We start from the raw sequence: 23,825 nt of genomic DNA, 5'->3' as shown, positions 1-23,825 counted from the left end.
ATTAAGCGGCGCTTGTCAAAGATTGGATCGGCCGGTTCCGGTTTCTCCGCAGGCAATCGCCTCGAAAGGCAGAGCACCGGCTTCGATCTCCGCATCACCGGCGGCCTTATCGCCCCTGCCGATGAAGAAGAATACCACGGCCGCAGTTGCGACAGTGATGCCGGTCAAAACCAGAAGCAGGACGCTGAACGCGTCGCCATAGGCCTGCAGCAGCGCGGCGTGCGATGTCTCAGGGGCAAGCTGCATCGCCGCGGGCAGATTGCCGGTGACGATGCGCTGCGCCATGGGAGCCGCAGTGGCGCCGGCTTCCGATCCGAGGTTCCAGGCCGTAAGCGCAGAGAGGATGGCGGTCACGATCGCCAGCGCAATGCCCTCCCCGGCCACGCGCGTGGTGCTGAAGATGCCCGTCGCCATCCCGGCGCGCTCCTTCGGCACGACACTGACCGCAAGCCCGTCCATCAGCCCCCAAGGCAAGCTGATGCCGAGACCGATCATCATCAGTGGTGCAAGCAGCGTGGCCGGCCCTGACCCCGCCGGAAACAGACTGAGCCAGAGGAGCCCGGCCGCCGATATCAGCAAGCCCACACCGCAGATAACCGCCGGCGTGAACCAGCGCGTCAGAAGGCCCGCCGCGATCGGCAGGATCAGAAGCGGCGCGGACATGGCGATCATCATCTGCCCGCCCGCGACGGCGCTCATGCCTTCGATACCGATGAAGCGGACCGGAAGCAGGATGAGCAGCACCACGAAGCCGTAGGCGGGGGCTGCCGCCAGCAATTGCACGCCGACAAAACGCGGATATCGAAACAGCGTCAGATCCAGCATCGGCCGCGCGACCGAACGCTCGATCCGCCAGAAGGCCAGGAAGAAGAACACCGATGCCGCGAGCATCGCGAGCACGAGCGGATGGCTCCAGCCGTTTTCCGGACCCTGCAGAATGCCGAAGGTGAGTGCGGTGAGCGCCGCCGTGAAACTTGCCGCTCCCTTCCAGTCGAGGCCAGCAGCGTCCGGATCGCGTGTTTCCCGCAGGAAGACCGCACCGAGTGCCAGAGACAGGCCGGCGAGCGCCACGACCAGGACGAAGATCGCCGGCCAGCCGAAGGCCTCGACCATCAGGCCGGAGGCGATCGGCCCAAAGGCAAGGCCGACACCGAAGCTGGCGCCGACCAGGCTGAAGGCCCGGAGCCGCTCGTTCTCGTCGAACTCCTGTGCGAGCGAAGCCATGCCGCCGGAAAAGGCGGCGGCTGCCCCAATACCCTGAAGCGCTCTCAGGGCATCGAACCATAGGATATCCCGAGCGAAGGCGAGCCCGGCCGAAAACAGCAGGAAGGCCGCAAGACCACCCAGGAACACGCGTTTGCGACCGAAACTGTCGGCAAGCGCACCGGCCGCCATCAGCGAACTGCCGAAGGTCAGCATGAAGGCGTTGGTGACCCAGTTGAGGGCAACTGGATCGGCGCCGAGGCTGCGACTGATCGACGGCAGCGCCACCGCCGGTCCGGTGAAGGTGAGCGGCATTGCCGCGGCGGCGCAACAGACCGCAAGAAGGACGAGCCGGCGCCCGCGCGGTTCTCGAATTTCGGTTCTCATTCCCCGTTCCATCCGTTCGAGCAAAGGGGATACCCGCGCAGGCCCGGTAGGACCTTGCGTCTTGAGGTCGACACTTGCCGGGTATCGATTGACGAATGCAGGATAGTTTCGACATAATTCGATGAGAACGGCATCAATGCTCCGATCATACCGGAACAAAACGCTCGAATGGAGGTAGCATGGATCGCTTGAGCGGCTTGACCGCCTTCGTCCGCACCGCCGACCTCGGCAGTTTCGTCGCCGCCGGTCGCGTGCTCGGCCTGTCCGCTTCCGCGGTCGGAAAGGCTGTTACCACTCTCGAACGAGAACTCGGCGTCCGCCTGCTGCAGCGCTCGACCCGTAGTATCCGCTTGACCGAGGAGGGACGCCTCTTTCACGAGCGCTGCCGCCGCATCCTCGATGATCTCGACGACGCCGAGGCGTCATTGGCGGACGCCGTGGCGACGCCGCGCGGTCGGCTGCGCGTCAGCGTGCCGATCGTCAGCTACCACCTGCTGTTGCCGGTGCTGCCGGAGTTCGTACGGCGTTATCCCGAAATCGAACTCGACCTCGACTTCAACGACCGCATCGTCGACCTGATCGACGAGGAAGTGGATGTCGCAATCCGCAGCGGCGTGCTGCCGGATTCACGACTGATGACGCGCGCGCTCAGGCCGTTCCAGCTTCTGCTCTGCGCTGCTCCGTCATACCTTCGAGAGCATGGCAGGCCCGAATGCCCCCGCGACCTCGAAGGACACCATGCGGTTCGTTTCCGCTTTCCCAACAGCCGCAAGCTGCAGGAATGGCCGATCACGCTGCCGCCTGAGGGAAAGGAGCCGCGCCTCAAGACCGTGCTCAACTGCAACAACATGGAAGCGCTCGGCGGCGCCGTGCTTAGCGGCCTCGGCATCGGCTGCCTGCCGGACTTTCTCGCCCGCCACCATCTTCGCGACGGCAGACTGCACACAGTGCTCGACGCCCATCTCGACGCGCCCGGACAGTTCCACCTGCTGTGGCCGTCAAACCGTCACCTCTCCCCCAAGGTCCGCGTCTTCGTCGATTTTCTGAGCGAGCGACTGTTTGCCGATCGCTGCGAGAATGTGCCGGCCATTCAGGCGGCACAGTAGGAACAGAAAGGGCCGCCTCCACGGTGGAAGCGGCACCTTGTCTTCGTCAACATCTGCTCCATCCCGGAATAGGGGATTGCCGGGCTAATCAGGCGGCCTTGATCTTGGCGCGCTTGGCGAGGTGCGCCACGACGTTCTCGATCATCCGCATGCCGGCGTCGCCGCCGAGCGTCATGATCGATTCCGGATGGAACTGCACCGCCGCCACCGGCTCCTTCGTGTGCTCGATGCCCATAATTGTGCCATCTTCGCTTTCGGCGGTGATCATGAACTCCGCGGGCAGGCTCGCCGGATCGGCAAAGATCGAATGGTAACGACCGACGGTCACTTCCTTGCCGAGGCCGGAGAAGACGATTCCGGGCTCCAGCACGCGGATGCGCGACGGCTTGCCGTGCATCGGGATCGCCAGTTGGCGGAGATCCCCGCCGTAGGCTTCGGCAAGCGCCTGCAGCCCGAGGCAGACACCGAAGATCGGCAGGTCGCGCGCCCGCGCCTTCTTGATCGTCGCCTTGCAGTCGAAATCCTTGGGATTGCCAGGTCCGGGCGAAAGCACGACGAGATCCGGCTTCACCCGATCGAAGATCTCTTCGGCCACCGGCGAGCGCACCGTCGTGACGGTCGCCCCCGTCTGGCGGAAATAGTTCGCAAGCGTATGGACGAAGCTGTCCTCGTGATCGACCAAGAGGATGTTGACGCCGGCGCCAACAGCGGCAACGTCGCGACCGGCCTTGCCGGCATTGGCGGATCTCGCATCGCGAATGGCAGCGATCATGGCGGCGGCCTTCAGTTCGGTTTCGGCTTCTTCTTCTTCCGGATTTGAATCGTAGAGCAGCGTCGCCCCTGCCCTCACCTCGGCGATACCGTCCTTGATGCGAATCGTGCGCAGCGTCAGGCCCGTGTTCATGTCGCCATTGAAGCCGACCATGCCGATCGCGCCACCATACCATGCGCGCGGGCTCTTCTCATGGCTTTCGATGAAGCGCATGGCCCAGAGCTTCGGCGCACCGGTGACGGTCACCGCCCAGGCGTGGCTGAGGAAGCCGTCGAAGGCGTCCATGTCGTCGCGCAAGCGTCCCTCAATATGGTCGACCGTATGGATCAGGCGCGAATACATCTCGATCTGGCGGCGGCCGATGACCTTGACCGAGCCCGGCACGCAGACCCGGCTCTTGTCGTTGCGGTCGACGTCCGAGCACATGGTGAGTTCGGATTCGTCCTTCTTGGAGTTCAACAGCTTCAGGATCTGCTCGCTGTCGGCGATCGGATCGTCGCCGCGCTTGATCGTGCCCGAGATCGGGCAGGTCTCGATGCGGCGGCCGGAAACACGCACGAACATTTCCGGCGATGCCCCGACGAGATATTCTTGGTTGCCGAGATTGATGAAGAAGGAATAGGGCGACGGATTGATCGCCTTCAGCCGGTTGGAAATCTCCGACGGCTTGCTCTCGCAACGCTCGAAGAATTTCTGGCCGGGCACCACTTCGAAAAGGTCGCCGCGGCGGAAGCTCTCCTTCGCCTTGACGACGAGTTCGGCATATTCGCCCGGGTGATGGTCGCCATGCGGCGGAATGCTGTCGACGGTCTTGAAGGGTTCGCTGGCGATCTCTTCCGCCTTGCCCTCGGTGGTCTTGCCGTCCTTAGCGAAATCGTAGCGGTCGATCCAGGCCTTGGCGGCATAGTGGTCGACGACGAGGATTTCATCCGGCAGGAACAGCACCATGTCGCGCTGGTCGTCGGGACGCTTCAGCTTCAGGTCGATCGCATCGAACTGGAAGGCGAGATCGTAGCCGAAGGCACCGTAGAGCCCGAGGCTCGCATCCTCGGCCGAATGGAAAAGATTGGTGACGGCGCGCAGCACGCTGAACACCGTCGGCATCTTCGAGCGCTCTTCTTCCGTGAAGACGCGATCCGGCGCGTTGATCGTCAGGTCGAGGCGACGGCTGGTCGAAGCGCCGAGCGTGATGTCGGCGACGGTCTTCAGATGCTCGGCGATGATCGCAAGCAGCACTTCGCCGCGGCCGTTATAGGCTTCAATCCAGAGCGAGCGGCCGAAGGAGGAGATGCCGAGCGGCGGGTCGACGACAGCCGTGTCCCAACGAGTGTAGCGGCCGGGATATTCGTAGTTGGAGGAGAACACTGCACCGCGGCGTTCGTCGAGCTTGTCCACATAGCTCGCGATCGCCTGGCCATAGGACGCTTCCCGCCGCCGGCGCGTCACCGTAATGCCGCCCTTGGTGGTGTAGCTCTCCGAGCCGTCCTCGAGAATTACCGTTGCCATTCGCCTCGCTCCGTAAAAGCCCGGTCCTTGAGCGGCCTGGATACAAAAAAGCCGCCTCGAAATCTCCGGGCGGCTTCATCTCTCAATCACGCATGACTGGTCAAGGCCGCTTCAGCGAGCCCACCACCAGATCGAAATGTTGCGTGCGTTTTCCATGGGCGAAAGTGTTAGCTCGGGTTGCGGACTTGCGCAAGCGGGAAAGCGGCGCGCATCGTCACGGTTGCGCCAAAAAAAGAGGCGGCCCCAAAGAGCCGCCCCGACTGGAATTGATCTGATCCTATCAGAACTTCGCCTTCGCCGTCACCAGGAAGGTGCGGCCGCGGCCGGTATCGATCGTGCTTCCGGCAATGGTGCTCGAAGACGGCGTATAGGTCTTGTCGAACAGGTTCGTGACCTGAGCCGTGACTTCAAAGCCGTTTTCGAACTTGTAGTTGGCGAAGAGATCGACGAGACCGTAGCCCGGAACGTTCGGCGGCGTACGATTGATTTCGCCGACAAACGCGTTCGAAACGGCGTAGAGGCGCGTACCGACCGTCAGGCGCTGGTCTTCGAGGAACCGGGCGCCAAGCGTTGCGCTGACAATGTTTTCAGGCAGGTAGCTCTGCACGCCGAAACCATTGATCTGCGACGGCAGATCGCTCTCGGTGTAGGTGTAGGCAAGGTCGCCGAAGACGTATCCGGCGTCATACGCCGCCTGCAACTCGAAACCCTGGACCGTCGAGATCCCGGGATTGTTGACGAAGAAGATCTGACGACCGCCGTTGAGCATCGCTGCGGTGATGTAGTTGTCGACGCGGTTATGGAAGTAGTTGGCCTTGACCCGCAGGCTGTCGCTGGGATCGAGCAGCCCGTCGAAGGCGAAGTTCGCACCGATTTCCCAGCCCTTGGAGGTCTCCGGCTCAAGAAATGGATTGGGGAAGAACGACTGGCCCGACGGTCCCGGATGTGTGCCGCCGGCGAAGGTCTCGTTGACCGTCGGCGAACGCGAGGTTTCCGCGTATGTAACGTATGGCTGGAACCACTCCGTCGGGTTGAGCGCGACCGTGATGCTCGGGTTGAGGCGACCTTCGGACTTATCGACGGTGTAAGGGCCGGCCGGCAGACCGATCGGGTTGCCGGCAACGACAGCGCCGGAGCCATCGAGGCTGAAGTGATCCCATCTCAGGCCTGCCGTCAGATCCAGCATGCCATAGGTGAAGGTCGTATTGCTGAAGACGCCGGTGGTGGCATTGGTGCCGCTGCCGTTGACGCCGGCCCCCGGCCGGGCCGTGCTGTTGATGACATCGTAGTCGTCGCGGAAATACTCGACGCCGTAGTTCGCCTTGACGGCAACGTCGCCAAGGTCGAACAGAGAGGTGTTCGAGATGTCAAAGCCCTTACCCGTGTCGGTGATGCGCCGACCGGCCGCCGTGCCGCCACCGCGAATGTCGGTGTCGTACTTCATCTTTAGCCGGTTCCAGTAGGCGTTCGCACGGAAATCGATGAGTTCGTTGTCCGGCGTGTAGGAATAGCTTGCAGAAACCGTCTGGTTCTTCACGTTCTGGAAGTAGGAGTTCGCGAAGAAGTCGTTGTCATAGGTGAGGCCGGTGAGCTTGAAGGTGTGATCCTTGTCCGGCGTCACTTCGAACTTCAACAGGCCCGACAGAAGGTCTTCCTCGGTGAAGGGTACCTCGACCCCGTTGCCGTTGTCATAGTTGCCGGGATCAGCCTTGCTGATGCCGCCGAGCACGGAGAAGACGTCATTGAAACGGTAAGCGCCGATCAGTGATTCCGACCAGCCGGCACCGTTTGTGCCGTACGTAGCCGAAGCAATGCCACCGTAGTTCTTGCCGTCCTGGATCAGGTCTTCGACATCATAGGTCCGGAAGTTGACCGAACCGGCCAGTGCACCGCCGCCAACCCCGGTCACGGCGCCGCGGGTCACATCGATTTCGGAAAGGAATGCCGGATCGAAATAGGCAAAACCCTGGGCTTCGTGGCCGGTGAAGCGGAAGTTCTGGCGCACGCCGTCGATCATCATGTTGACGCGGCCGGAACCCTCGAAACCGCGGATGTTGACCGCGACGCCCGGGTTTTGCGGGTTGTTCGCGGTCGAGGTGCCGGGAACGCTGCGCAACAGGTCGTCAGTCTCTTGCCCCGATTGCAGATCGATCTGGTCCGTCGTGACGACGCTGACGGGGCCGGGCTTGGCATAGGGGTCAGCGGTGCGCCCGCCCTTGGCAACGATCGGCGAGAGGTAAGTTTCGCCCTTCTTTGTCTCCTCGGCCTTCTCTTCCGACTTAGCCTGGGTTGTTGCGCTTTGCGCGAATGCGACGGTAGCGACTGAAATTGCAAGAGTTGTCGTGCAAGCCAAAAGAGCCAGGCGACGATGCCGGGTGAGCATGGACCAATCCTTTGATTTTCGGAGGCCGGGCTTGCTGTTGAGCGGCAAACTCAAGGGGCTGGCTGGGCGGTAGATTCTAGAGCGGCGCGACATGTCGTCGCCTCATTTAAGCCGCATAAAAAACATGAGTGTTCTTGTCAACATACAAAGGCAGTCCCCACAATTTATGGGGTCGTGCCAATTCGAGGCGTTGCTAAACTGCAACGCTTTTGCCGAAGGCCGGATGAAACCAGATCCGGTTCCGTGCGTTCCCTCCCTTCCAGGCCCCGCTGCGGGGGCAATGCGAAAGGACCCGGATGCGTCGCTCTTTTCCCTTGATCCTGCTGTCACTCCTGATCCTCACCGGCGCCAGCCTGCCGAAATCCGGACCGATCCCGCTAAAAAAGCCGCCGAGCGAGGCGGGAGAGAAAGAGGCTGCTCCCACACCCGAAGAGAAACCGGCGACGCCTACGGACGGTGGCAAGGCCGATCAGCCAGAGGTGCCGACTGGCGACGAACAGCCCGTGCCGCAGCCAAAGCCCAAGGACGGGAGTGAAGGAGCGGCGAAGGATCAAAAGCCGGCCACAGGCGAAAAGGACCAGCCCGTCGACGACAAGAAAGAGGAAAAGCCGGCACCGATCGTCTATCCGCCGGTCGAAGCAGAGGACGCCGCCGACTACGCAAAGTGTGTCGCCGACCTGAAGGCGATCGGAGCGACGTTTGTCGAAGCCAAACGCATCGACGACGGCAAGGGCTGCGGCATCGACAAGCCACTGGAGGTCACGAGCATCCTGCCCGCCGTCACACTCGCGCCTAAGGGGCTTATGCGGTGCGAAACGGCGCTGGCGCTTGCACGCTGGACCAAGGAGACCGCCCAGCCGGCCGCCGAAGTCGCCTTCGACAAGACCATCAAGATCAAGGCGCTGAACCAGGCATCGACCTATATCTGCCGCCTGCGCAACAATGCGACGACGGGCAAAATCTCCGAGCACGCCCACGGCAACGCCGTCGACATCGCGTCCTTCACGTTAAGCAACGGCGCGACGATCGCCATCCAGCCGCGCGACGAGGATGGCACCATGGACGGTGCCTTCCAGCGCGCGGTCACTGCGTCCGCCTGCCTCTACTTCAAGACTGTGCTCGACCCCGGCAGCGACGCCGCCCACGAAACCCACCTGCATCTCGACGTCATCGAGCGCCGCAACGACTACCGCTACTGCCGCTAGGAATGAGCCTCCTTGCGCTGGCGCTCGTCAGGCGTTGTCGTAGCCAAGGGCGACAAACTCGCCCTCGAAGCGACCGGCCAAGGTGTCGCCGTCGAGGAGGTCGGCAACGACCACGGCGCGCGCCCTGCCCCGACGTTCGAGCAATCGCAGAAAGCCCGGCCATTGCCCGGCATCCGCCAGCGACGAGCGTGCGGCGAAAGCGCCGGCGACCGGCTTCAGATAATCCATCCGGTTGCTCTGGATCACCAGGCGCGCCGCAACGCCGCTTTTGCGCATGCGCACATGCAGCAGCGACCAGGCCGACAGGATCGCGAGCGCCGAGGCGCTGCCGCCGAACACCGTGTCACGGTGGTTGATGTTGGGTGCAAGCGGCGCCGAGAGCAGCACATGATCGTCGCTCACCGCATCCGCGCGGACCTGCATCGCCGCTGACAGCGGGATGTGGTTATGAAGATAGGACTGGAGTTCCTCTGGCGTCATCGTGGCATCCCTGATGCGTTCCTGCGCGGATCAGTGCACGAGACCACATGTCCTGACCAGAGCAAGGCGCCTGCGTCCTGTCGTCTCCCGCAGGCCCCTCGTAGCCCAAAAGATACCGGGCTGCGCGCCTTGCAGGAGCCCGCCCCGGCTCCCAAATACGGCGCGAGGAAAATCCACCCGCTTTGCGCCTAATCTCAAGGAAATCTGTCATGGCATTGACGATGTACCAGCTCTCCATTCCCGCACTCGTTCGCGGCCTTGGTGTCCTCACCAAGCTGCTCGACAAGGCAGAGGCTTTCGCTGAGGAAAAGGGCATCCCCACGGATGATCTCGTCCACGCCCGGCTGGCGCCCGATATGCTGACGCTTGCCGGTCAGGTGCAGCGTGTCAGCGACACCAGCAAGGGCCTGGTCGGCCGGCTGACGTCGATCGAAGTGCCCCGGTTCCCGGACGAGGAAAAGACGTTTGACGAACTGCGCCAGCGCATCGCCAAGTCCGTCGCCTTCCTTGAAACGGTGCGCCCTGTCGATCTCGAAGACAGCGACAGTCGCGAAGTCGTGCTGAATTTCCCGAACCTGAAGGTGACGCTCACGGGTGAGGAATACCTGCTAAAATTCGTGCTGCCGAACTTCTACTTCCACCTGACGACCGCCTACGACATCCTGCGCCACAAGGGCGTGCCGCTCGGCAAGGCAGACTTCCTCAGCCTCACCGCCTGATTCCGCCGCGGGAGACCCCCGGACACAAGAATGCCGCGCATCCACCCGGATGCGCGGCATTGTTTTTCAGGCAGGCAGGAAGCGCCTAGAACAGCCCTTCGATGTAGCCCTGATCATTGAGGAAGATCTTTTCCGACGAAGGCACCTTCGGCAGGCCGGGCATCGTCATGATCTCGCCGGTGATCACCACGATGAAGCCGGCGCCGGCGGCCAGCCGCACTTCACGGATCGGCACAGCATGGCCTGTCGGCGCACCGCGCAGGTTCGGATCGGTCGAGAAGGAATACTGCGTCTTTGCCATGCAGATCGGCAGATGGCCGTAACCCTGATCTTCCCAGCTGCGCAGCTGGTCGCGCACCGACTTGTCGGCAATCACCTCGCTCGCATGGTAGATGTCCTTGGCGATCGTCTCGATCTTGTGGAAGAGCGACATGTCGTCGGGGTAAAGCGGCGAGAACTGCGAGTGTCCGCCCTCGGCAAGTGCCGCCACCTTCATCGCCAGCTCCTCGATGCCGGCGGAGCCCTCGGCCCAATGGCGGCAGAGCACCGCTTCGGCGCCAAGCGTCGCCACATAATCCTTGATAGCCTGCACTTCGGCCTCGGTATCGGAGGTGAAGTGGTTGATCGCGACGATGACGGGTACGCCGAACTTCTTGACGTTCTGCACATGCCGGCCAAGGTTGGCGCAGCCCTTGCGCAGCGCCTCCAGATTTTCCTTCCCGAGGTCGTCCTTCTTGACGCCGCCGTTCATCTTGATCGCGCGGACGGTCGCGACCAGCACCGCGGCATCCGGCTTCAGCCCGGCCTTGCGGCACTTGATGTCGAAGAATTTTTCCGCGCCGAGATCGGCGCCGAAGCCGGCTTCGGTCACCACATAGTCGGCAAGCTTCAGTGCCGTCGTCGTCGCAATCACCGAGTTGCAGCCATGGGCGATGTTGGCAAAGGGGCCGCCATGGACGAAGGCGGGGTTGTTTTCGAGGGTCTGCACCAGGTTTGGCTGAATAGCATCCTTGAGCAGCACCGCCATCGCCCCATCGGCCTTGATGTCGCGCGCAAAGACCGGGCTCTTGTCACGGCGGTAGCCGATGATGATGTTGCCAAGCCGCTGCTCGAGATCCCTAAGATCCGCCGAAAGGCAGAGGATCGCCATGACTTCGGAGGCAACGGTGATGTCGAAGCCGGTCTCGCGTGGATAACCGTTGGCGATCCCGCCGAGCGAGCCGACGATGTTGCGCAGTGCGCGGTCGTTCATGTCCATCACCCGCCGCCACGAAATACGACGGACGTCTATGTTCTGCTCGTTGCCCCAGTAGATGTGATTGTCGAGCAGCGCCGCCAGCAGGTTGTGCGCCGAGGTGATCGCGTGGAAATCGCCGGTGAAGTGGAGGTTCATGTCCTCCATCGGCACAACCTGCGCATAACCGCCGCCGGCAGCACCGCCCTTGACGCCGAAGCAGGGCCCGAGGGACGCCTCGCGGATGCAGATGATCGCCTTCTTGCCGATGCGGTTCAGCCCATCGCCGAGGCCCACGGTCGTTGTCGTCTTGCCTTCGCCTGCCGGCGTCGGGTTGATCGCCGTCACCAGGATCAGATGGCCGTTCTTCTTCCCGCGCTGGCGGGCGATGAAATCGGCGCTGATCTTCGCCTTGTCATGGCCGTAGGGCAACAGGTCCTCCGGCGGTATGCCGAGTGCGGCCCCGATCTCCAGGATCGGCTTTTTCTTCGCCGCGCGCGCAATCTCGATATCGGACTTGACCTCCGCCATGACAGTTCCCTCCCCAGGGTCTCGTTTTTACCCGCGCCTTTCAAGGCGCAGTTCATGATACCGGAGCGGGATGAGGAAACGCGTCTGCGGTTTTCGACCCGCGTCCCGCTTGAACTCAAGTAATCGGCAGCGCCCGGATACTCGGGCGCCACCTTACCGTTCGGTCTTAGCGCGCGAGGATGTCGCGCATCTCGACGATGTTGGAGCGGACGCGCAGCGTATAGAAGCCCATCGTCGCCAGATGCGTCGGCATGATCCAGCCGGCTTCCTCGCCATTGGAGATGATCCATGGCTGGATGCGGAGTGCTGCCCGCAGTTGCTTGATCGTTTCCGTCCAGATCGGCAACAGGCCGCGCTGGGCGACGACGTTGTCGAAGTCGGCACCGGCGGCCGAAAGGATGCCGTAGTAGCCGTAGAGCTGGCCATAGGCGAACCAGAAGCGGTCATCCGCACGCGTGTCGAACCAGCCGCCATTGTGGTTTTCCGAGCGCTCGCGCAGGATCGCCGAGGTGTTGCCGAGGTCGTTGGCGACACGGTCGAGGAACTCGACGAGGTTATCGGAGCGGCCGTCGAAAATCGCCTCACACTTGCTGAGCGAGGTGTTGAAAGACCTCAGATCCTTCATCGCCGCGCGATAGAAGCTCGGCGTCGGAGTTTTCGGACCGAACGGGTTGATCCCGAAGTACCAGGTCTCTTCATCGAACTGCATGTTGCCGCGCGCGCTCTGCAGGGCGTTGTTGATGCCCGAGGTGCCGCGCATGCGACCGAGCGAGTCGACGAGCTCCACGGAAGTACGGCGGATCGCCTGGTTGACCCCGCGCTGGAACGACGCCTTGTTGTCGAGCCAGGGCGTGTCGTCCCAGTCGAGCCCGAAGAGACCGACCTTGTAGAGCAGCATCGACGAGATCCAGGCATTCTCGTTGACATTGAAATCGATGAGGTCGGCGGTGACATCGACGATCGCCGACGTCTGGCACACGGTGCCGGCCGGCAGTTGAACGGCCGCGAGCGCCTCCGGCGTCGATTCCATCGGCTGCGTTGCGACACCCGCAAGGTTGTTGGCAGTGCCGCCGGTCGTCGACTGTCCCGTCGACGTCGCACCGGGGCCGCTCATCGGCGAGCCGGCGGGCACCTTGCGCTCTGCCAGCTTGTACTGGTCGATGTAGTCTTCGTTGAAGTTCGTCCAGGCCTGGGTCTGCCAGATGAAGTAGCCGTAGAACAGGACCAGACCGATGAGGATGAGGCCGATCGGCCCCTTGAGCAGCCAGCTGCGCTGCCGGTACCAGTTGCCCGCCGCCACGAAGGGCCAAAGCAGCCAGGCAACGACGAGCCCGATGCCGCGCCCGATCGCGGTGAAGACACGCTGGAAAAACGCAACGATCGGATCGAACATGTCCTATTCCTCTCTGAGCCCATAGAGCTTGTGGCGGAAGGCCGCCTTGTCTTTCAGATATGTGCCGGTCAGCGTCGCCACAACATACTCCTTGAAGGTTTCGCTATAACGCTCGTAGGCGTCGTAGAAACCTTGCTTGTCGAAGACGAAGCGCGAGACGAAATCGCGGGGCACGAGCTGGGATATCAACCGGTTGACCAGCCACTGGTCCGGATGGGTGGGTGCTGCGCGCACCAACATGAAGCGATTTGCCGGCGCCACGTCCTGCATCCTGATCGTGCCGGTGGCAGCGACCGTGCGGATCATCTCCTGCAGGAACGGATAGGCGCCGTCTTTCGCGACCGCGGCGGCATATCGGTGCATCCAGGTCTGCAGCCAGATCCGGTCGGCATTGGCAAGATCGGCCGTCGGGTCGCTCTCGTTGATCAGCCCGCGCACCACCATGTCTGCGCGGTGCTGATAGAGCCCGGAATCCTCGACCCAGGAGGCCTGCGGCAGTTGCAGCCGCTTGGTCGAGGCGAGGAAATCGTAGATCCGGGCGTGATCGTTTATGGCGATATAGCTCACCTGCCAGGGCCGCGAGCGGCGGAAGCCTGGCACCGAGGGGTCGCAGATGACTGTCGTCGTCTTGTCGTCGAGAAAGACATAGACGCCGCCGAAATGATTGGCCCAGAAGGCTTCGTGATGGAAGACGAGCTGATCCGGCACCAGTGCGTTCTGGCGGATATCGCCGGTCTGCTTGGCAAGCTCGACCATGCGCGTCAGCATCTCGTCGTCGGCCCAGGCCGTCGGCACCTTCTTCAAGCGGTCGACGAGACCACGCAGTTCGGCCGCCTTGCCGAGCATGTCCTCGGCCGAAAGCACCCGGAACCGCACCTCGTTGATCGACAAGAGATCGTCGATGTCGTTTACGACCGAGACCGAATCCTCGATCTCGCCATAGAGCGCATCCTTGATGGTAATCGCGTTGATCGCACGGCTGTTGGCGTTGAAGAACTCGTGCATCAGCGCGGCCGTGTTGGAAAAGCTCGTATGCACGACCGGCAGCTCCGCCTGCTCCGGCGTCATGATGATGAAGCGGCGGTTGACCCGGTTCGGATCGAGGTAGTCCCGATCCCCCAGTTCCTCGGCGATCTCGGGCGAAAAGCCGGTCATGTCGATGCTGAACTGGGTCAGCGCCGTCGATCGCAGGCCAAACCCTTCGAGCGCCTTGTTGTAGCGCGCGATCAGATGCGGCTCGGAGATATCGAGCAGCCGTCCATAGATGAGTTCCGCTTCAAGCAGGCGTTTCATCGGTCTGTTTTTCCTAGCATCACCCCTGCCACCGGCCGTCGCGTTTCATCGCCTCGATCTCGCGGATCGCCTTTTCGCGCTGGCGCTCGCGGCGGATGATGTCGGTGACGGCGGCATCGTCCGACTTGTCGGTGTAGCGGAATTCGCTGTCGGCGTAGCGGTTGATCTCCTGCAGCACCATGTCGATGGTGATCGGACCCCGCAGCGCCTCGATCATCGCTTTCTTCTCGTCATAGCCCTTGTGCATGAAGGAGCCGGCGTCCTTGAACCAGTCATCCGGCAGTTCCACGTCCATTGCTCTCAGCTTGATCGCGTCGGTGATGTTCTTGATCGCCCGACCGGTAAAGCGCGGCTCGGCCTCCTTGATCATGTGCAGATAGGCGCCGACATCGGCCAGCGAGGCGATCGCGCCCTTCTCCTTCTCGTAACGCTCCCAGACAGCGACGAGGCCATCTTCCTTCGGCCGCGCGTGCTCAGCATAGGACTGAGCAACCGCGCGTTTGATCTCCTGCCCCTCGAAAAGCTGGTGCTCGCCAAGCGGGATCTTGTGGTTCTTGCCGACGAGCAGCGCGAAGATGTCGATGTAGTCGTCTTCGGTCTGCGGCCCATCGACCAGCCAGCGGGCGCCAGCGCGCTGGCGCAGCGCATCGTCGACATTCTCCGGGTAGTTGGAGAACATGCCGAAGGTGCAGTTGCCGCGCACCACGGTAGAGGCGCCGGCAAAGCTCTCCATCAACACCGCCGTCACCTCGTGCTGGCCGGCAGAGGCTCGATCGTCGGAGCGCTTCGCCGCCACCTGGTCGACATCGTCGATCGTGCCGAAACCGATCGCCCGCGGATTGATGACGTTGTTGACGAACTCCTTGCAGTTTTGCCCGGACTTGCCCTGATAGGAGGAGATCTGGTCGACGCCGAAGTTCTCGTAGTGGAAGGCGTAGCCGGCGATCTCGCAATAATCGTTGAGCATGCCGGCCAGCATCTGGATCAGGATCGTCTTGCCGGTGCCCGGCATGCCGTCGCCGATGAAGGTGAAGAGGAAGCCGCCGAGCTCGACGAACGGGTTCATCTGCCGGTCGAAGTCGTAGGCCATCAGCATCTTGGCAAGCTTCAGCGCCTGATACTTGGCGATGTGGTTGCCGATGATCTCCTCGGGCTTCTTGAAGGTCATGACCAGCGGCTTGCGCTTCTGGCCGGGTGCGACGTCCAAACCGTTCAGCGTAAAATCGTCCTGGTCGAGCCGGATATGCACGGTCTCGAAGCTCTGCAGCCCGGTAAAGCGCGCCTTGCGGGCAATCAGCCCTTCAATCGCCACCCGCGAGAAGGCCCGCGCCCGGGCGGTCAGCGCCAGATCATCGGGGGCCCCGGCAAGACCGCGATCGAGCGCCGAAATCAGGCTCTTCAGCGCGTCCTGCGGCGTGTCGAACAGGAAGTCGGGCTCGACAGCATCGTCGACCGGCTCGCCCTCGCCCGCCAGGGTCGCGCCGAGATAGGCAGCGAGTGTGAAGGCCGCGACGTAAGCCGAAGCCGACAGCAGCGCCTTGAACTGGTTCGCCTCCTCTCCGCCAAGCGGCGAGGTGGCGTTCTTCGCCTGCAGCTGTTCGAGGCTCGTCTGGCGGGCAAAGACATCGGCAACGGCCAGCGCCACCTGGATGCCGCGGCGCGTCCGGTAGAGCACGGCGTGCTGGGCCGGAGAGAACATCGGGTCGCCCTGGCGCACCGCCTGGATCGTCTTCGTCAGCTCCACCTCGCGCGTGCGCCGCTGGCCGCCAGTCGAAACTGTCGACACGAAGCGCCGGCCGGTGCCGGCAAGCGACGTTCCGGCGGCGGCATCTTCCCGCTCCAGGATGATGAGCTTCGTCACCAACCCTTGCGCCACCGCCTGGTGCTTGGCGATGTCGTCCTCGTGCAGCGTCGTCAGCCCCGTATTGAGTGTCATCGTCAAACCTCGCTCACGACCTGGTTGCCCGAAATGACATGCACCTTGTAGTCGCCGAACACCTGTTCCGCCTCGCCGGCGGCATAGAGCGCCTGGTAGGCGTCGTGCGGCACCAGCGCGTGCTTCTCGTAGGAAGAAACCCCCATGCGCGTCGCTTCCAGATTGGCGGTGTCGATGTGGAATTCTTCCTGCGCCGGGGTCGACGACCAGAAGCCGCGCTTGGCCGGCCGCTCCGATTTCGAGAAGACCTCCTGCACCGTCCAGGTCAGGAGCCAGGCGTTCTCGGTCTTGCGTACCTTCGAGAGGATGTCGTTGATGCGCGCATTGTTCTCGGTGATCCCGGCCGAGTAGAACGGCCCGAGCACGATGCGACGCAACTGCTTCGGATGCAGCTCGTCAAAATCCTTGTCGAGATTGGTGGCGATCGTCACCGGTGTCAGCGAATAGCTGCTGTTCTTGGACGCAAAATCGTCAAAGCGGCTGGCAAGCTCCGGATTGAGCAGGCCGCCAACCGGCAGAGGAATTTCCACCTGCGGGTTGAGCTTGCCATCAGCGGTCACCAGCATGTCGACGATCTTTTCCGAGGAATCCTCGATCGTCGCCATGTAGACCATCGGCAGAGTATTGGCCCCGTCGAAGGCGCCCCAGCTCACGATATAATAGGGCCGCATCGTCTTGGAATTGACGGCGACACGGATGGTCTCCGGCAGGATGAAGGGCGAAAAGATCTCGCCCTTGCCGATCTGCTCCAGATAGAGCCGCTCGGCCATGCGCGTCTGCAGCGCTTCCGGAAACGCCTTCTGCCTCAAGATGAAGTCGACCATCTCGTCGCGCAGCGCATCGGCCGATGGAATATCGGCCAGGCGCTTCGTCGCCGTCTGGCGATCGTTCTCCAGTTCCAGCACGTTCTGAAAGACCGGAAAGCCGCTTTCGGCGCGCGAAATCCGGAACTGGTCGACGAAGCCGATCCGGTTCTCCCAGCAGTCGATCGAGGCCTTCAACCGACCAAGATAGGGAACGATCACTTCACCGACGACGGTGTTGCGATAGAGCGGCGAGTTGCGGTCGCCGAGAAAGAGCTCAAGCCCGGCGAGTGCCGCGTGGATCGACGCGAAATACTGTGCGACAGCGGATGAAGCCGCGACCTTCATGCAAATCCCCGTGGCGCGTGCCGAAAGGCAAACTCGGTTCGGATCATGCGCCGCCCGTTCACTGCTTCACGTAATTGGCAGTGTTGTGCTTGTCCATGACAGCCTGGAAGCGGCGGGCAAAGGCATCGTCTGCCAGCTTCTTGCGGCGCTGGATATCCTGCGTTGAAAGCATGTTCTTTTCATGCATTTCCAGGAGATCGCCGATGTGGCGTTGCGCTGCGGCACCGATGCCGGCCATCGTCTCCTCGGCGGCCGTATCGACCTGGCTGCCGAGCGTGTTGATCTTGTGGGCGACGTCCTGCTGGGCGGCGGTCTTCAGCGAATCTTCCAGCGCCTTGTAGAGCACGATGCGCTGCTCGGTATCGATCGTCAGCTTGTTGATCAGCGTGTTCTGCGCGGCGATCTGGTTGTTGAGCGAATCGACGAAGGTCTGGAACATCGAGGTATAGCGCTCGAGCGTCTGGCTCTCGGCCAGCAGTTCCTGTTCCTTGGCCTGCTTCTCATTATATTCGGTCGCAAGCGCGGAGCGCTCGCCTTCGAGCTCGGTGCGCACCTTCTGCTCGATCGAGGCGGCGATGCGGTTTTCGATGTCGAGCAGCAGCGGGTTCAGTTCCTCGATGCGCTTCTGCACCGCTTCGAGGTTCGCCATCGTGCCCTTGCGGCGCTCGATCACCTGGATCAGGCTCTGCTCCGAAGTCTTGTAGCGCTGGTCGAGGATCGACTTCTGTTCCTTGAGGATGCCGACGATCATGTCGGACTTGGAAAGCAGTTCCTGCAGGTTGCCGGCAAGCGACATGTTGCGCACGCGGTCGGTGCGCATGCGCTGCATCTTCTGCTTGGAGAAGATGCCGATGAACTTCTCGTAGCCCGTATAGTTCTTCATGCTCTCGAATTCGGAGCCGAAGACATTGGTCGCGTCTTCGAGGCCGATGATCAGGTCGGCGATGTTGGCTTCCATCACCTTTTGCTGGTTGATCACGTCCTGGATGCGGGCATTCTCGATGTCGAAATTGACGTCGCCAAGCTTGGTTTCGGCCTTGGCGAACTGTTCGAGCACGACACCTGATTGTTCGAGCTTGCCGCGCATCTGCTCGACCACGCCCTTCGTCTTTTCGATCTCCGCGTCAAAATTCTGAAGAGTCGCCATGTCCTGCCCCTCGGTCCACCGCGGCGATATCCGCCAGCCCGGCTGAATTATTCAGCCTTCGATTGCAGTTATATAAAGGGTGTTTACCGAAAGAGAACAAGCCTTTCCCGGCAGCTTTTTGATCAGCCACCACAGCGAAGTGCTTGAGATATCGACGGCATTGCCGCGCGCAGGTCCAGGAAAGATGGGAAACGGCTTTCCGTCCGGGGTTTGCGTCGTCCCTATTTGGCAGCCGGCGACGCCTTCAAATAGGCAATCACGTCGGCGATGTCCTGCGGCTTCTTCAGACCGGCAAAAGCCATCTTGGTGGCACCGACCATTGCCTTGGGGCTCAGCAGGTATTCGCTCAACGTCGCCTCGTCCCAGACGCGACCCTCAGCGCCAAAGGCCTTCATTGCATCGGAGTAGTTGTAGTCGGCGACGGATGCGGCCGGACGTCCGACGACACCCATGAGGCTTGGGCCGACGCGGTTTGTCGGCTCGCTTGCCGTGTGACAGGCCGCGCATTTGCGAAAGACGGCAGCGCCAGCCGTAGCGTCGCCGCCGGCATGGGCGACCGTTACGCCAAGACAGAGTGTGCCAAGACAGAGCGTGATGGAAAGGCTGGTGACGAGACGCAACATCTAAGACCCCTGGCGTGCGATAGAGCGGAGAATGACATCGCGCGCGTGGCGGTTTCAAGCCGCCACGACGCCGCACTCACTCGCAGCGCATCAGGTCGTCCCAATGGCGCCGGCAATAGGAGACATATTTCTCGTTGCCGCCAACCTCGACCTGGGCGCCCTCGCGCGCGACCTTGCCCTCACCGTCCAGGCGCACGACCATCGTCGCCTTGCGGCCGCAATGGCAGATGGTGCGCACTTCGCGCAGCTCGTCGGCAATCGCCAGCAGCGCCATCGAGCCCGGAAACAGCTTGCCCTGGAAATCCGTACGCAGACCATAGGCCATGACCGGAATGCCGATGCGGTCGGCGACGCGGGCGAGCTGCCAGACCTGCCCCTCATTGAGGAACTGCGCCTCGTCGACGAAGATGCAGGCGATCTCGCCTTCGCCATCCGAGTGCAACCGATCGATCAGCCCATAGAGATCGTCGTCGCCGTGAAAGGGAATGGCGTCCGCACCAAGACCAATGCGGGAGGAAATGCGGCCGACGCCGCCCCGGTCGTCATGGGCGGCGATCAGCATCACCACGCGCATGCCGCGCTCCTGGTAGTTGTAGGAGGCTTGCAGGAGCATCGTGCTCTTGCCCGCATTCATCGTCGCATAGCTGAAATAGAGTTTGGCCATAGTCACCGCGTCCGGTTTTTCCGTTTTTTGGGTAATGACGAGGCTTGGCCGGGAAGGCCAGAGCCCGTTTGCAGCACCCACAGTTTTTCGGCGGACTAGACTATTTCGTGGACATTGCGACATCGAGCGTCGCATCGTGCACCCCGCCAGCATATTGACGCAATACACTTCCTCCGACATCAAAGCGCTTGAATTCGCTATCCAATGGTGTTTGGCTAAAACAATAATCGAGGCAGGGGAACGACAACGATGAAAAAACGACTCTCTCTCAAACTGATACTGGCAGGCGCCGTTTCGGTCGTCGCCATCACCGCTCAGCAGGCTGCAGCTGCCGAGCCGGAAAGCTGTGGCACCGTCCGTTTCTCCGACGTCGGATGGACGGATATCACCGCGACCACTGCCACCGTTTCCACCGTTCTAAAGGGCCTCGGCTACCAGACCGACATCAAGGTTCTCTCGGTTCCGGTCACCTACACCTCGCTCAAGAACAAGGACATCGACGTCTTCCTCGGCAACTGGATGCCGACCCAGGAAAACGATGTTCGTCCCTTCCTCGACGACAAGTCGGTCGAATCCTTCGGGCCGAACCTGGTCGGTGCCAAGTACACGCTGGCGACCAACGCCAAGGGCGCCGAGCTCGGCATCAAGGACTTCAAGGATATCGCCACCAAGAAGACCGAACTCGACGGCAAGATCTACGGCATCGAGCCGGGTAATGACGGCAACCGCCTGATCATCGACATGGTCGACAAGGATACCTTCGGCCTCAAGGGCTTCGAAGTGGTCGAATCCTCCGAGCAGGGCATGCTGGCGCAGGTCGCCCGTGCCGAAAAGGACGGCGCGCCGGTTGTCTTCCTCGGCTGGGAACCGCATCCGATGAACGCCAACTTCAAGCTGACCTATCTTTCGGGTGGCGACGACATCTTCGGCGCCAATTTCGGCGGCGCGGAAGTCTTCACCAATGTGCGCGCCGGCTACACCACCGAGTGCCCCAACGTCGGCAAGCTTTTGACCAACCTCAAGTTCTCGCTCCAGATGGAAAACGAGATCATGGGCAAGATCCTGAACGACGGCCAGGAGCCGGACAAGGCGGCCGAGGAATGGCTGAAGGCCAACCCGACTGCCGTCGATCCGTGGCTCGCCGGCGTGACCGCCAAGGATGGCGGCGACGGCTTGGCCGCAGTCAAGGCCGCGCTCGGCCTCTGATCGGCATCAAGGCGGGGAATGACCCCGCCTTTTTTCACCGCGTCATGCGCTCCTTTTTGACCTGACGAGACGGATTACCTTCGTGGAATATCTGACCGATAACCGCATCCCCATCGGCGGCTGGGCCAAGGCATTCGTCGACTGGCTGACGACGAATTTCGATTTCTTCTTCGACCAGCTCGCCCGCTTCCTTCAGGCCGTCGCCGACTCGCTGCTCTGGGTGCTTTATGCCCCGCACCCGCTGATCGTCGTCGCCGTCATCACCGGGCTCGCCTGGTGGTTCCGCCGTTCGATCGGCATAACGCTGTTCACCGGCCTGGGCCTGCTCCTGATCATCAACCAGGGCTACTGGAAGGAAACGACGGAAACCCTGGCGCTTGTGCTCGCTGCCACCGCCGTGAGCATGGCCGTCGGCGTGCCGCTCGGCATCGCAGCCGCCCGTCGCCCATGGGTCTACGCCGTCATGCGGCCGATCCTCGACCTGATGCAGACGATCCCGACCTTCGTTTATCTGATCCCGGCGCTGATCCTCTTCGGCCTCGGCATGGTTCCGGGTCTGATCGCGACCGTGATCTTCGCCATTCCCGCACCGATCCGGCTGACGCGCCTCGGCATCATCTCGACGCCGCCGTCGCTGGTGGAAGCCGCACAGGCCTTCGGCGCGACGCCCGGCCAGGTATTGCGCAAGGTGGAGCTGCCCTTTGCCATGCCGCAGATCATGGCTGGCCTCACCCAGACCATCATGCTGTCGCTGTCGATGGTGGTTATCGCCGCGCTCGTCGGCGCCAGCGGCCTCGGCGTTCCGGTCGTGAGAGCCTTGAACACGGTCAACATCGCCAAGGGCTTCGAAGCTGGCCTTTGCATCGTCATCCTGGCGATCATTCTCGACCGCCTTTTCCGCTCGTCCGACGAAGGAGAAGGCGCATGACCAACGCCGTCGTTTTCAAGAATGTCGACATCATCTTCGGCAACAACCCTCAAGTCGCGCTGCAGATGGTCGACCAGGGCAAGACCCGCGACGAGATCGGCGCCGAAACCGGCCTCGTGCTCGGCGTCGCCGGCGCCTCGCTCGAAATCACCGAGGGCGAGATCCTCGTGCTGATGGGGCTTTCGGGCTCCGGCAAGTCGACGCTGCTTCGCGCGGTCAACGGCCTTGCCCCGGTCGTGCGGGGCGACGTCGAGGTGAAGACCGCAAATGGTGCGCTCAATCCCTATCGAACCAATCCGAAGTCGCTGCGCGACTTCCGCATGCACACGGTCTCGATGGTGTTTCAGCAGTTCGCGCTTCTGCCCTGGCGCACCGTCGCCGACAATGTCGGCTTCGGGCTTGAGCTTGCCGGCATGCCGGACGCCGAACGCAAGGCGCGCGTCGGCGAACAGCTCGAACTCGTCAATCTCTCGAAATGGGCGGGTCGCAAGGTCAACGAGCTTTCGGGCGGCATGCAGCAGCGCGTCGGGCTTGCCCGCGCCTTTGCGACCGGTGCACCGATCCTGTTGATGGACGAGCCGTTCTCGGCCCTCGACCCCTTGATCCGCACCCGCCTGCAGGACGAGTTGCTGGAGTTCCAGCGGCGGCTGAAGAAGACCATCATCTTCGTCAGCCACGATCTCGACGAGGCCTTCCGCATCGGCAACCGCATCGCCATCATGGAGGGCGGGCGCATCATCCAGTGCGGCACGCCTCAAGATATCGTCAAGAACCCGGCCAACCAGTATGTCGCCGATTTCGTCCAGCACATGAACCCGATCACCATGCTGACGGCGAAGGACGTGATGCAGACCGGCGTCCAGCGCGGAGTGACTGTTGCCGGCGTGACCGCGACGGCCAAGCCCACGACACCGCTCGTCGACATCCTCGACGCCATGTCCCGCCAGCCGGGCAGCATCGGGGTCGTCGACAACGGTTCCGTGGTCGGTACGATCGACGCCCAGGATATCGTCCAGGGACTGACGCGCCACCGCAACAAAAGTTGACGAAGCCGCTCAACAAGCCAATAAAAGCCCGGAGCGTCGTTCCGGGCTTTTTTCGTCCCGGCGACGACCGCATGGCAGGAAAAGGGAAAGACCATGAGCGACAAGCCGAACGTTCTGCGCGACACCGATAACGAAGCCCGCACGCTGGCCCGCACGCTTCTGCGGGGCGCGCGCAGCGCATCGCTTGCGGCGATCGAGCCGGAGAGCGGCGGCTTCCCCTTCGTCAGCCGCGTGCTCGTCGGCATGGATGTCGACGGGGTGCCTGTCATCCTGATCTCGAAACTGTCGACACACACGCAGGCGCTGCTGGCCGACGCCAGGGCCTCGCTCCTGACCGGCGAGCCTGGCAAGGGCGACCCGCTCGCCCATCCTCGCCTGACCGTGCAATGCACCGCCGAACAGGTTGCGCGCGACAGCGAAGCACATACCCGCATCCGCGAGCGATTCGTCCGCCGCCACCCCAAGTCGAAACTCTACGTCGATTTTCCCGATTTCGGCTTCTTCCGGCTGTCGCCGCTGCGTGCCAGTCTCAACGGCGGCTTCGGCCGCGCCTATGTTTTGACCGCCGAAGACCTTCTGATCGACACGCCTGCCATCGCCTCGCTCGCCGCGATGGAGGCGAACGCGATCGATCACATGAATACGGATCATTCTGACGCAGTTCAGCGCTATGCGGTGAAGCTCTGCAAGGCACCGGAAGGCAACTGGAAAGTCGTGGGTATCGACGCCGCGGGGCTCGATCTTGCAGATGGCGATCAGCTAAAACGCCTTGAGTTCCCGACACCTATCGAAGATAGTTCCAATTTACGGGCAATTTTGCGTGAACTTAACGGTTAATCGCTGGAGAGCTACCCCCATTTCTTGCAGTAGGTGGTTGCCCTTTTATGCATCACGACTAATTATCTTGCTTCG

At 62.2% G+C, this 23,825-nt stretch carries 20 protein-coding genes; 7 read left to right on the top strand and 13 right to left on the bottom strand.

Translation table 11 applies throughout. The features are described 5' to 3' along the window. Window positions 1-15: 15 nt before the first annotated feature. Window positions 16-1,590: an MFS transporter gene (locus ASD01_RS09720; RefSeq protein ID WP_051659140.1), complete on the bottom strand. Its 1,575-nt coding sequence runs from the start codon at window positions 1,588-1,590 to the stop codon at window positions 16-18. A 179-nt stretch (window positions 1,591-1,769) separates the two neighbouring features. Between ASD01_RS09720 and ASD01_RS09715 the strand changes: the two genes are divergently transcribed. Next, window positions 1,770-2,696, top strand: coding sequence for a LysR substrate-binding domain-containing protein (locus tag ASD01_RS09715; protein WP_034788874.1), 927 nt, complete (start codon window positions 1,770-1,772; stop codon window positions 2,694-2,696). A gap of 88 nt (window positions 2,697-2,784) precedes the next feature. Here ASD01_RS09715 and ASD01_RS09710 read toward each other — a convergent pair whose 3' ends face one another. The 3 genes from ASD01_RS09710 to ASD01_RS09705 all read right to left on the bottom strand — a co-directional run bounded on the left by ASD01_RS09710 (window position 2,785) and on the right by ASD01_RS09705 (window position 7,357). Further along, the gene (locus ASD01_RS09710; RefSeq protein ID WP_034788877.1) at window positions 2,785-4,974 is read right to left on the bottom strand and encodes an anthranilate synthase; all 2,190 of its coding nucleotides are present in this window, start codon (window positions 4,972-4,974) and stop codon (window positions 2,785-2,787) included. A 111-nt stretch (window positions 4,975-5,085) separates the two neighbouring features. Then, complete coding sequence (gene trpLE / locus ASD01_RS36165; RefSeq protein WP_178385070.1) at window positions 5,086-5,130, bottom strand: trpE operon leader peptide TrpLE; 45 nt, start codon at window positions 5,128-5,130, stop codon at window positions 5,086-5,088. Between the two features lie 124 nt (window positions 5,131-5,254). Continuing rightward, window positions 5,255-7,357 carry a TonB-dependent hemoglobin/transferrin/lactoferrin family receptor gene (locus ASD01_RS09705; protein WP_034788880.1) on the bottom strand — a complete coding sequence of 701 codons (2,103 nt, stop codon included), beginning with the start codon at window positions 7,355-7,357 and terminating at the stop codon, window positions 5,255-5,257. Between the two features lie 296 nt (window positions 7,358-7,653). Here ASD01_RS09705 and ASD01_RS09700 point away from each other — a divergent pair, with 296 nt between their 5' ends. Continuing rightward, a complete protein-coding gene (locus tag ASD01_RS09700; protein WP_034788882.1) occupies window positions 7,654-8,562 on the top strand; it encodes an extensin-like domain-containing protein in 909 nt (302 codons plus the stop codon). 27 nt (window positions 8,563-8,589) lie between these two features. On the opposite strand, the gene ASD01_RS09695 is transcribed toward ASD01_RS09700, so the two are convergent. Continuing rightward, entirely contained in the window at window positions 8,590-9,042 is a 453-nt protein-coding gene (locus tag ASD01_RS09695; protein ID WP_034788886.1) for a thioesterase domain-containing protein, read from the bottom strand. A gap of 209 nt (window positions 9,043-9,251) precedes the next feature. Between ASD01_RS09695 and ASD01_RS09690 the strand changes: the two genes are divergently transcribed. Then, on the top strand, window positions 9,252-9,761 hold the full coding sequence (locus ASD01_RS09690) for a DUF1993 domain-containing protein (RefSeq protein ID WP_034788889.1): 510 nt from the start codon (window positions 9,252-9,254) through the stop codon (window positions 9,759-9,761). Between the two features lie 85 nt (window positions 9,762-9,846). Here the strand turns inward: ASD01_RS09690 and ASD01_RS09685 are convergent, their stop codons facing one another. From ASD01_RS09685 to ASD01_RS09650, 8 genes are all read right to left on the bottom strand, one after another. Then, window positions 9,847-11,526 carry a formate--tetrahydrofolate ligase gene (locus ASD01_RS09685; RefSeq protein WP_034788903.1) on the bottom strand — a complete coding sequence of 560 codons (1,680 nt, stop codon included), beginning with the start codon at window positions 11,524-11,526 and terminating at the stop codon, window positions 9,847-9,849. Between the two features lie 166 nt (window positions 11,527-11,692). Then, on the bottom strand, window positions 11,693-12,919 hold the full coding sequence (locus tag ASD01_RS09680) for a DUF2333 family protein (RefSeq protein WP_034788906.1): 1,227 nt from the start codon (window positions 12,917-12,919) through the stop codon (window positions 11,693-11,695). 3 nt (window positions 12,920-12,922) lie between these two features. Beyond that, window positions 12,923-14,212 carry a DUF6638 family protein gene (locus tag ASD01_RS09675; protein ID WP_034788908.1) on the bottom strand — a complete coding sequence of 430 codons (1,290 nt, stop codon included), beginning with the start codon at window positions 14,210-14,212 and terminating at the stop codon, window positions 12,923-12,925. Window positions 14,213-14,231: 19 nt separating this feature from the next. Beyond that, window positions 14,232-16,148, bottom strand: a complete 1,917-nt coding sequence (locus ASD01_RS09670) for an AAA family ATPase (RefSeq protein WP_034788911.1) — start codon at window positions 16,146-16,148, stop codon at window positions 14,232-14,234. A gap of 2 nt (window positions 16,149-16,150) precedes the next feature. Beyond that, a complete protein-coding gene (locus ASD01_RS09665; RefSeq protein ID WP_034788914.1) occupies window positions 16,151-17,299 on the bottom strand; it encodes a hypothetical protein in 1,149 nt (382 codons plus the stop codon). A gap of 58 nt (window positions 17,300-17,357) precedes the next feature. Then, a complete protein-coding gene (locus tag ASD01_RS09660; protein ID WP_034788917.1) occupies window positions 17,358-18,446 on the bottom strand; it encodes a coiled-coil domain-containing protein in 1,089 nt (362 codons plus the stop codon). 221 nt (window positions 18,447-18,667) lie between these two features. After that, on the bottom strand, window positions 18,668-19,069 hold the full coding sequence (locus ASD01_RS09655; RefSeq protein ID WP_034788920.1) for a c-type cytochrome: 402 nt from the start codon (window positions 19,067-19,069) through the stop codon (window positions 18,668-18,670). A gap of 76 nt (window positions 19,070-19,145) precedes the next feature. Beyond that, on the bottom strand, window positions 19,146-19,733 hold the full coding sequence (locus ASD01_RS09650; RefSeq protein ID WP_034788924.1) for a thymidine kinase: 588 nt from the start codon (window positions 19,731-19,733) through the stop codon (window positions 19,146-19,148). A gap of 249 nt (window positions 19,734-19,982) precedes the next feature. On the opposite strand from ASD01_RS09650, the gene ASD01_RS09645 reads away from it, so the two are divergent. The 4 genes from ASD01_RS09645 to ASD01_RS09630 all read left to right on the top strand — a co-directional run bounded on the left by ASD01_RS09645 (window position 19,983) and on the right by ASD01_RS09630 (window position 23,750). Then, the gene (locus tag ASD01_RS09645; RefSeq protein ID WP_034788927.1) at window positions 19,983-20,939 is read left to right on the top strand and encodes a choline ABC transporter substrate-binding protein; all 957 of its coding nucleotides are present in this window, start codon (window positions 19,983-19,985) and stop codon (window positions 20,937-20,939) included. An 82-nt stretch (window positions 20,940-21,021) separates the two neighbouring features. After that, entirely contained in the window at window positions 21,022-21,867 is an 846-nt protein-coding gene (choW, locus tag ASD01_RS09640; RefSeq protein WP_034788930.1) for a choline ABC transporter permease subunit, read from the top strand. Next, entirely contained in the window at window positions 21,864-22,913 is a 1,050-nt protein-coding gene (gene choV / locus ASD01_RS09635; RefSeq protein WP_034788932.1) for a choline ABC transporter ATP-binding protein, read from the top strand. Before choW ends, choV begins: the two co-directional genes overlap by 4 nt. A 93-nt stretch (window positions 22,914-23,006) precedes the next feature. After that, window positions 23,007-23,750, top strand: coding sequence for a HugZ family pyridoxamine 5'-phosphate oxidase (locus tag ASD01_RS09630; RefSeq protein ID WP_034788934.1), 744 nt, complete (start codon window positions 23,007-23,009; stop codon window positions 23,748-23,750). Window positions 23,751-23,825 lie beyond the last annotated feature (75 nt).

The organism is Ensifer sp. Root423 (assembly GCF_001426275.1).
Taxonomy (GTDB): Bacteria; Pseudomonadota; Alphaproteobacteria; order Rhizobiales; family Rhizobiaceae; genus Ensifer; species Ensifer adhaerens.
Note: the sequence above shows the minus strand (reverse complement) of the source record. Positions and strands in the feature narration are given on the sequence as shown.

What these genes read in the sequence shown, in the direction of transcription:
- ASD01_RS09705 (WP_034788880.1), bottom strand. Translation starts at nt 7,357, where the DNA reads ATGCTCACCCGGCATCGTCGCCTGGCTCTTTTGGCTTGCACGACAACT.
- ASD01_RS09700 (WP_034788882.1), top strand. Translation starts at nt 7,654, where the DNA reads ATGCGTCGCTCTTTTCCCTTGATCCTGCTGTCACTCCTGATCCTCACC.
- ASD01_RS09630 (WP_034788934.1), top strand. Translation starts at nt 23,007, where the DNA reads ATGAGCGACAAGCCGAACGTTCTGCGCGACACCGATAACGAAGCCCGC.
- ASD01_RS09715 (WP_034788874.1), top strand. Translation starts at nt 1,770, where the DNA reads ATGGATCGCTTGAGCGGCTTGACCGCCTTCGTCCGCACCGCCGACCTC.
- ASD01_RS09670 (WP_034788911.1), bottom strand. Translation starts at nt 16,148, where the DNA reads ATGACACTCAATACGGGGCTGACGACGCTGCACGAGGACGACATCGCC.
- ASD01_RS09660 (WP_034788917.1), bottom strand. Translation starts at nt 18,446, where the DNA reads ATGGCGACTCTTCAGAATTTTGACGCGGAGATCGAAAAGACGAAGGGC.
- ASD01_RS09690 (WP_034788889.1), top strand. Translation starts at nt 9,252, where the DNA reads ATGGCATTGACGATGTACCAGCTCTCCATTCCCGCACTCGTTCGCGGC.
- ASD01_RS09710 (WP_034788877.1), bottom strand. Translation starts at nt 4,974, where the DNA reads ATGGCAACGGTAATTCTCGAGGACGGCTCGGAGAGCTACACCACCAAG.
- ASD01_RS09680 (WP_034788906.1), bottom strand. Translation starts at nt 12,919, where the DNA reads ATGTTCGATCCGATCGTTGCGTTTTTCCAGCGTGTCTTCACCGCGATC.
- choV (WP_034788932.1), top strand. Translation starts at nt 21,864, where the DNA reads ATGACCAACGCCGTCGTTTTCAAGAATGTCGACATCATCTTCGGCAAC.
- ASD01_RS09650 (WP_034788924.1), bottom strand. Translation starts at nt 19,733, where the DNA reads ATGGCCAAACTCTATTTCAGCTATGCGACGATGAATGCGGGCAAGAGC.
- ASD01_RS09695 (WP_034788886.1), bottom strand. Translation starts at nt 9,042, where the DNA reads ATGACGCCAGAGGAACTCCAGTCCTATCTTCATAACCACATCCCGCTG.
- ASD01_RS09655 (WP_034788920.1), bottom strand. Translation starts at nt 19,069, where the DNA reads ATGTTGCGTCTCGTCACCAGCCTTTCCATCACGCTCTGTCTTGGCACA.
- ASD01_RS09665 (WP_034788914.1), bottom strand. Translation starts at nt 17,299, where the DNA reads ATGAAGGTCGCGGCTTCATCCGCTGTCGCACAGTATTTCGCGTCGATC.
- ASD01_RS09720 (WP_051659140.1), bottom strand. Translation starts at nt 1,590, where the DNA reads ATGAGAACCGAAATTCGAGAACCGCGCGGGCGCCGGCTCGTCCTTCTT.
- ASD01_RS09645 (WP_034788927.1), top strand. Translation starts at nt 19,983, where the DNA reads ATGAAAAAACGACTCTCTCTCAAACTGATACTGGCAGGCGCCGTTTCG.
- ASD01_RS09685 (WP_034788903.1), bottom strand. Translation starts at nt 11,526, where the DNA reads ATGGCGGAGGTCAAGTCCGATATCGAGATTGCGCGCGCGGCGAAGAAA.
- ASD01_RS09675 (WP_034788908.1), bottom strand. Translation starts at nt 14,212, where the DNA reads ATGAAACGCCTGCTTGAAGCGGAACTCATCTATGGACGGCTGCTCGAT.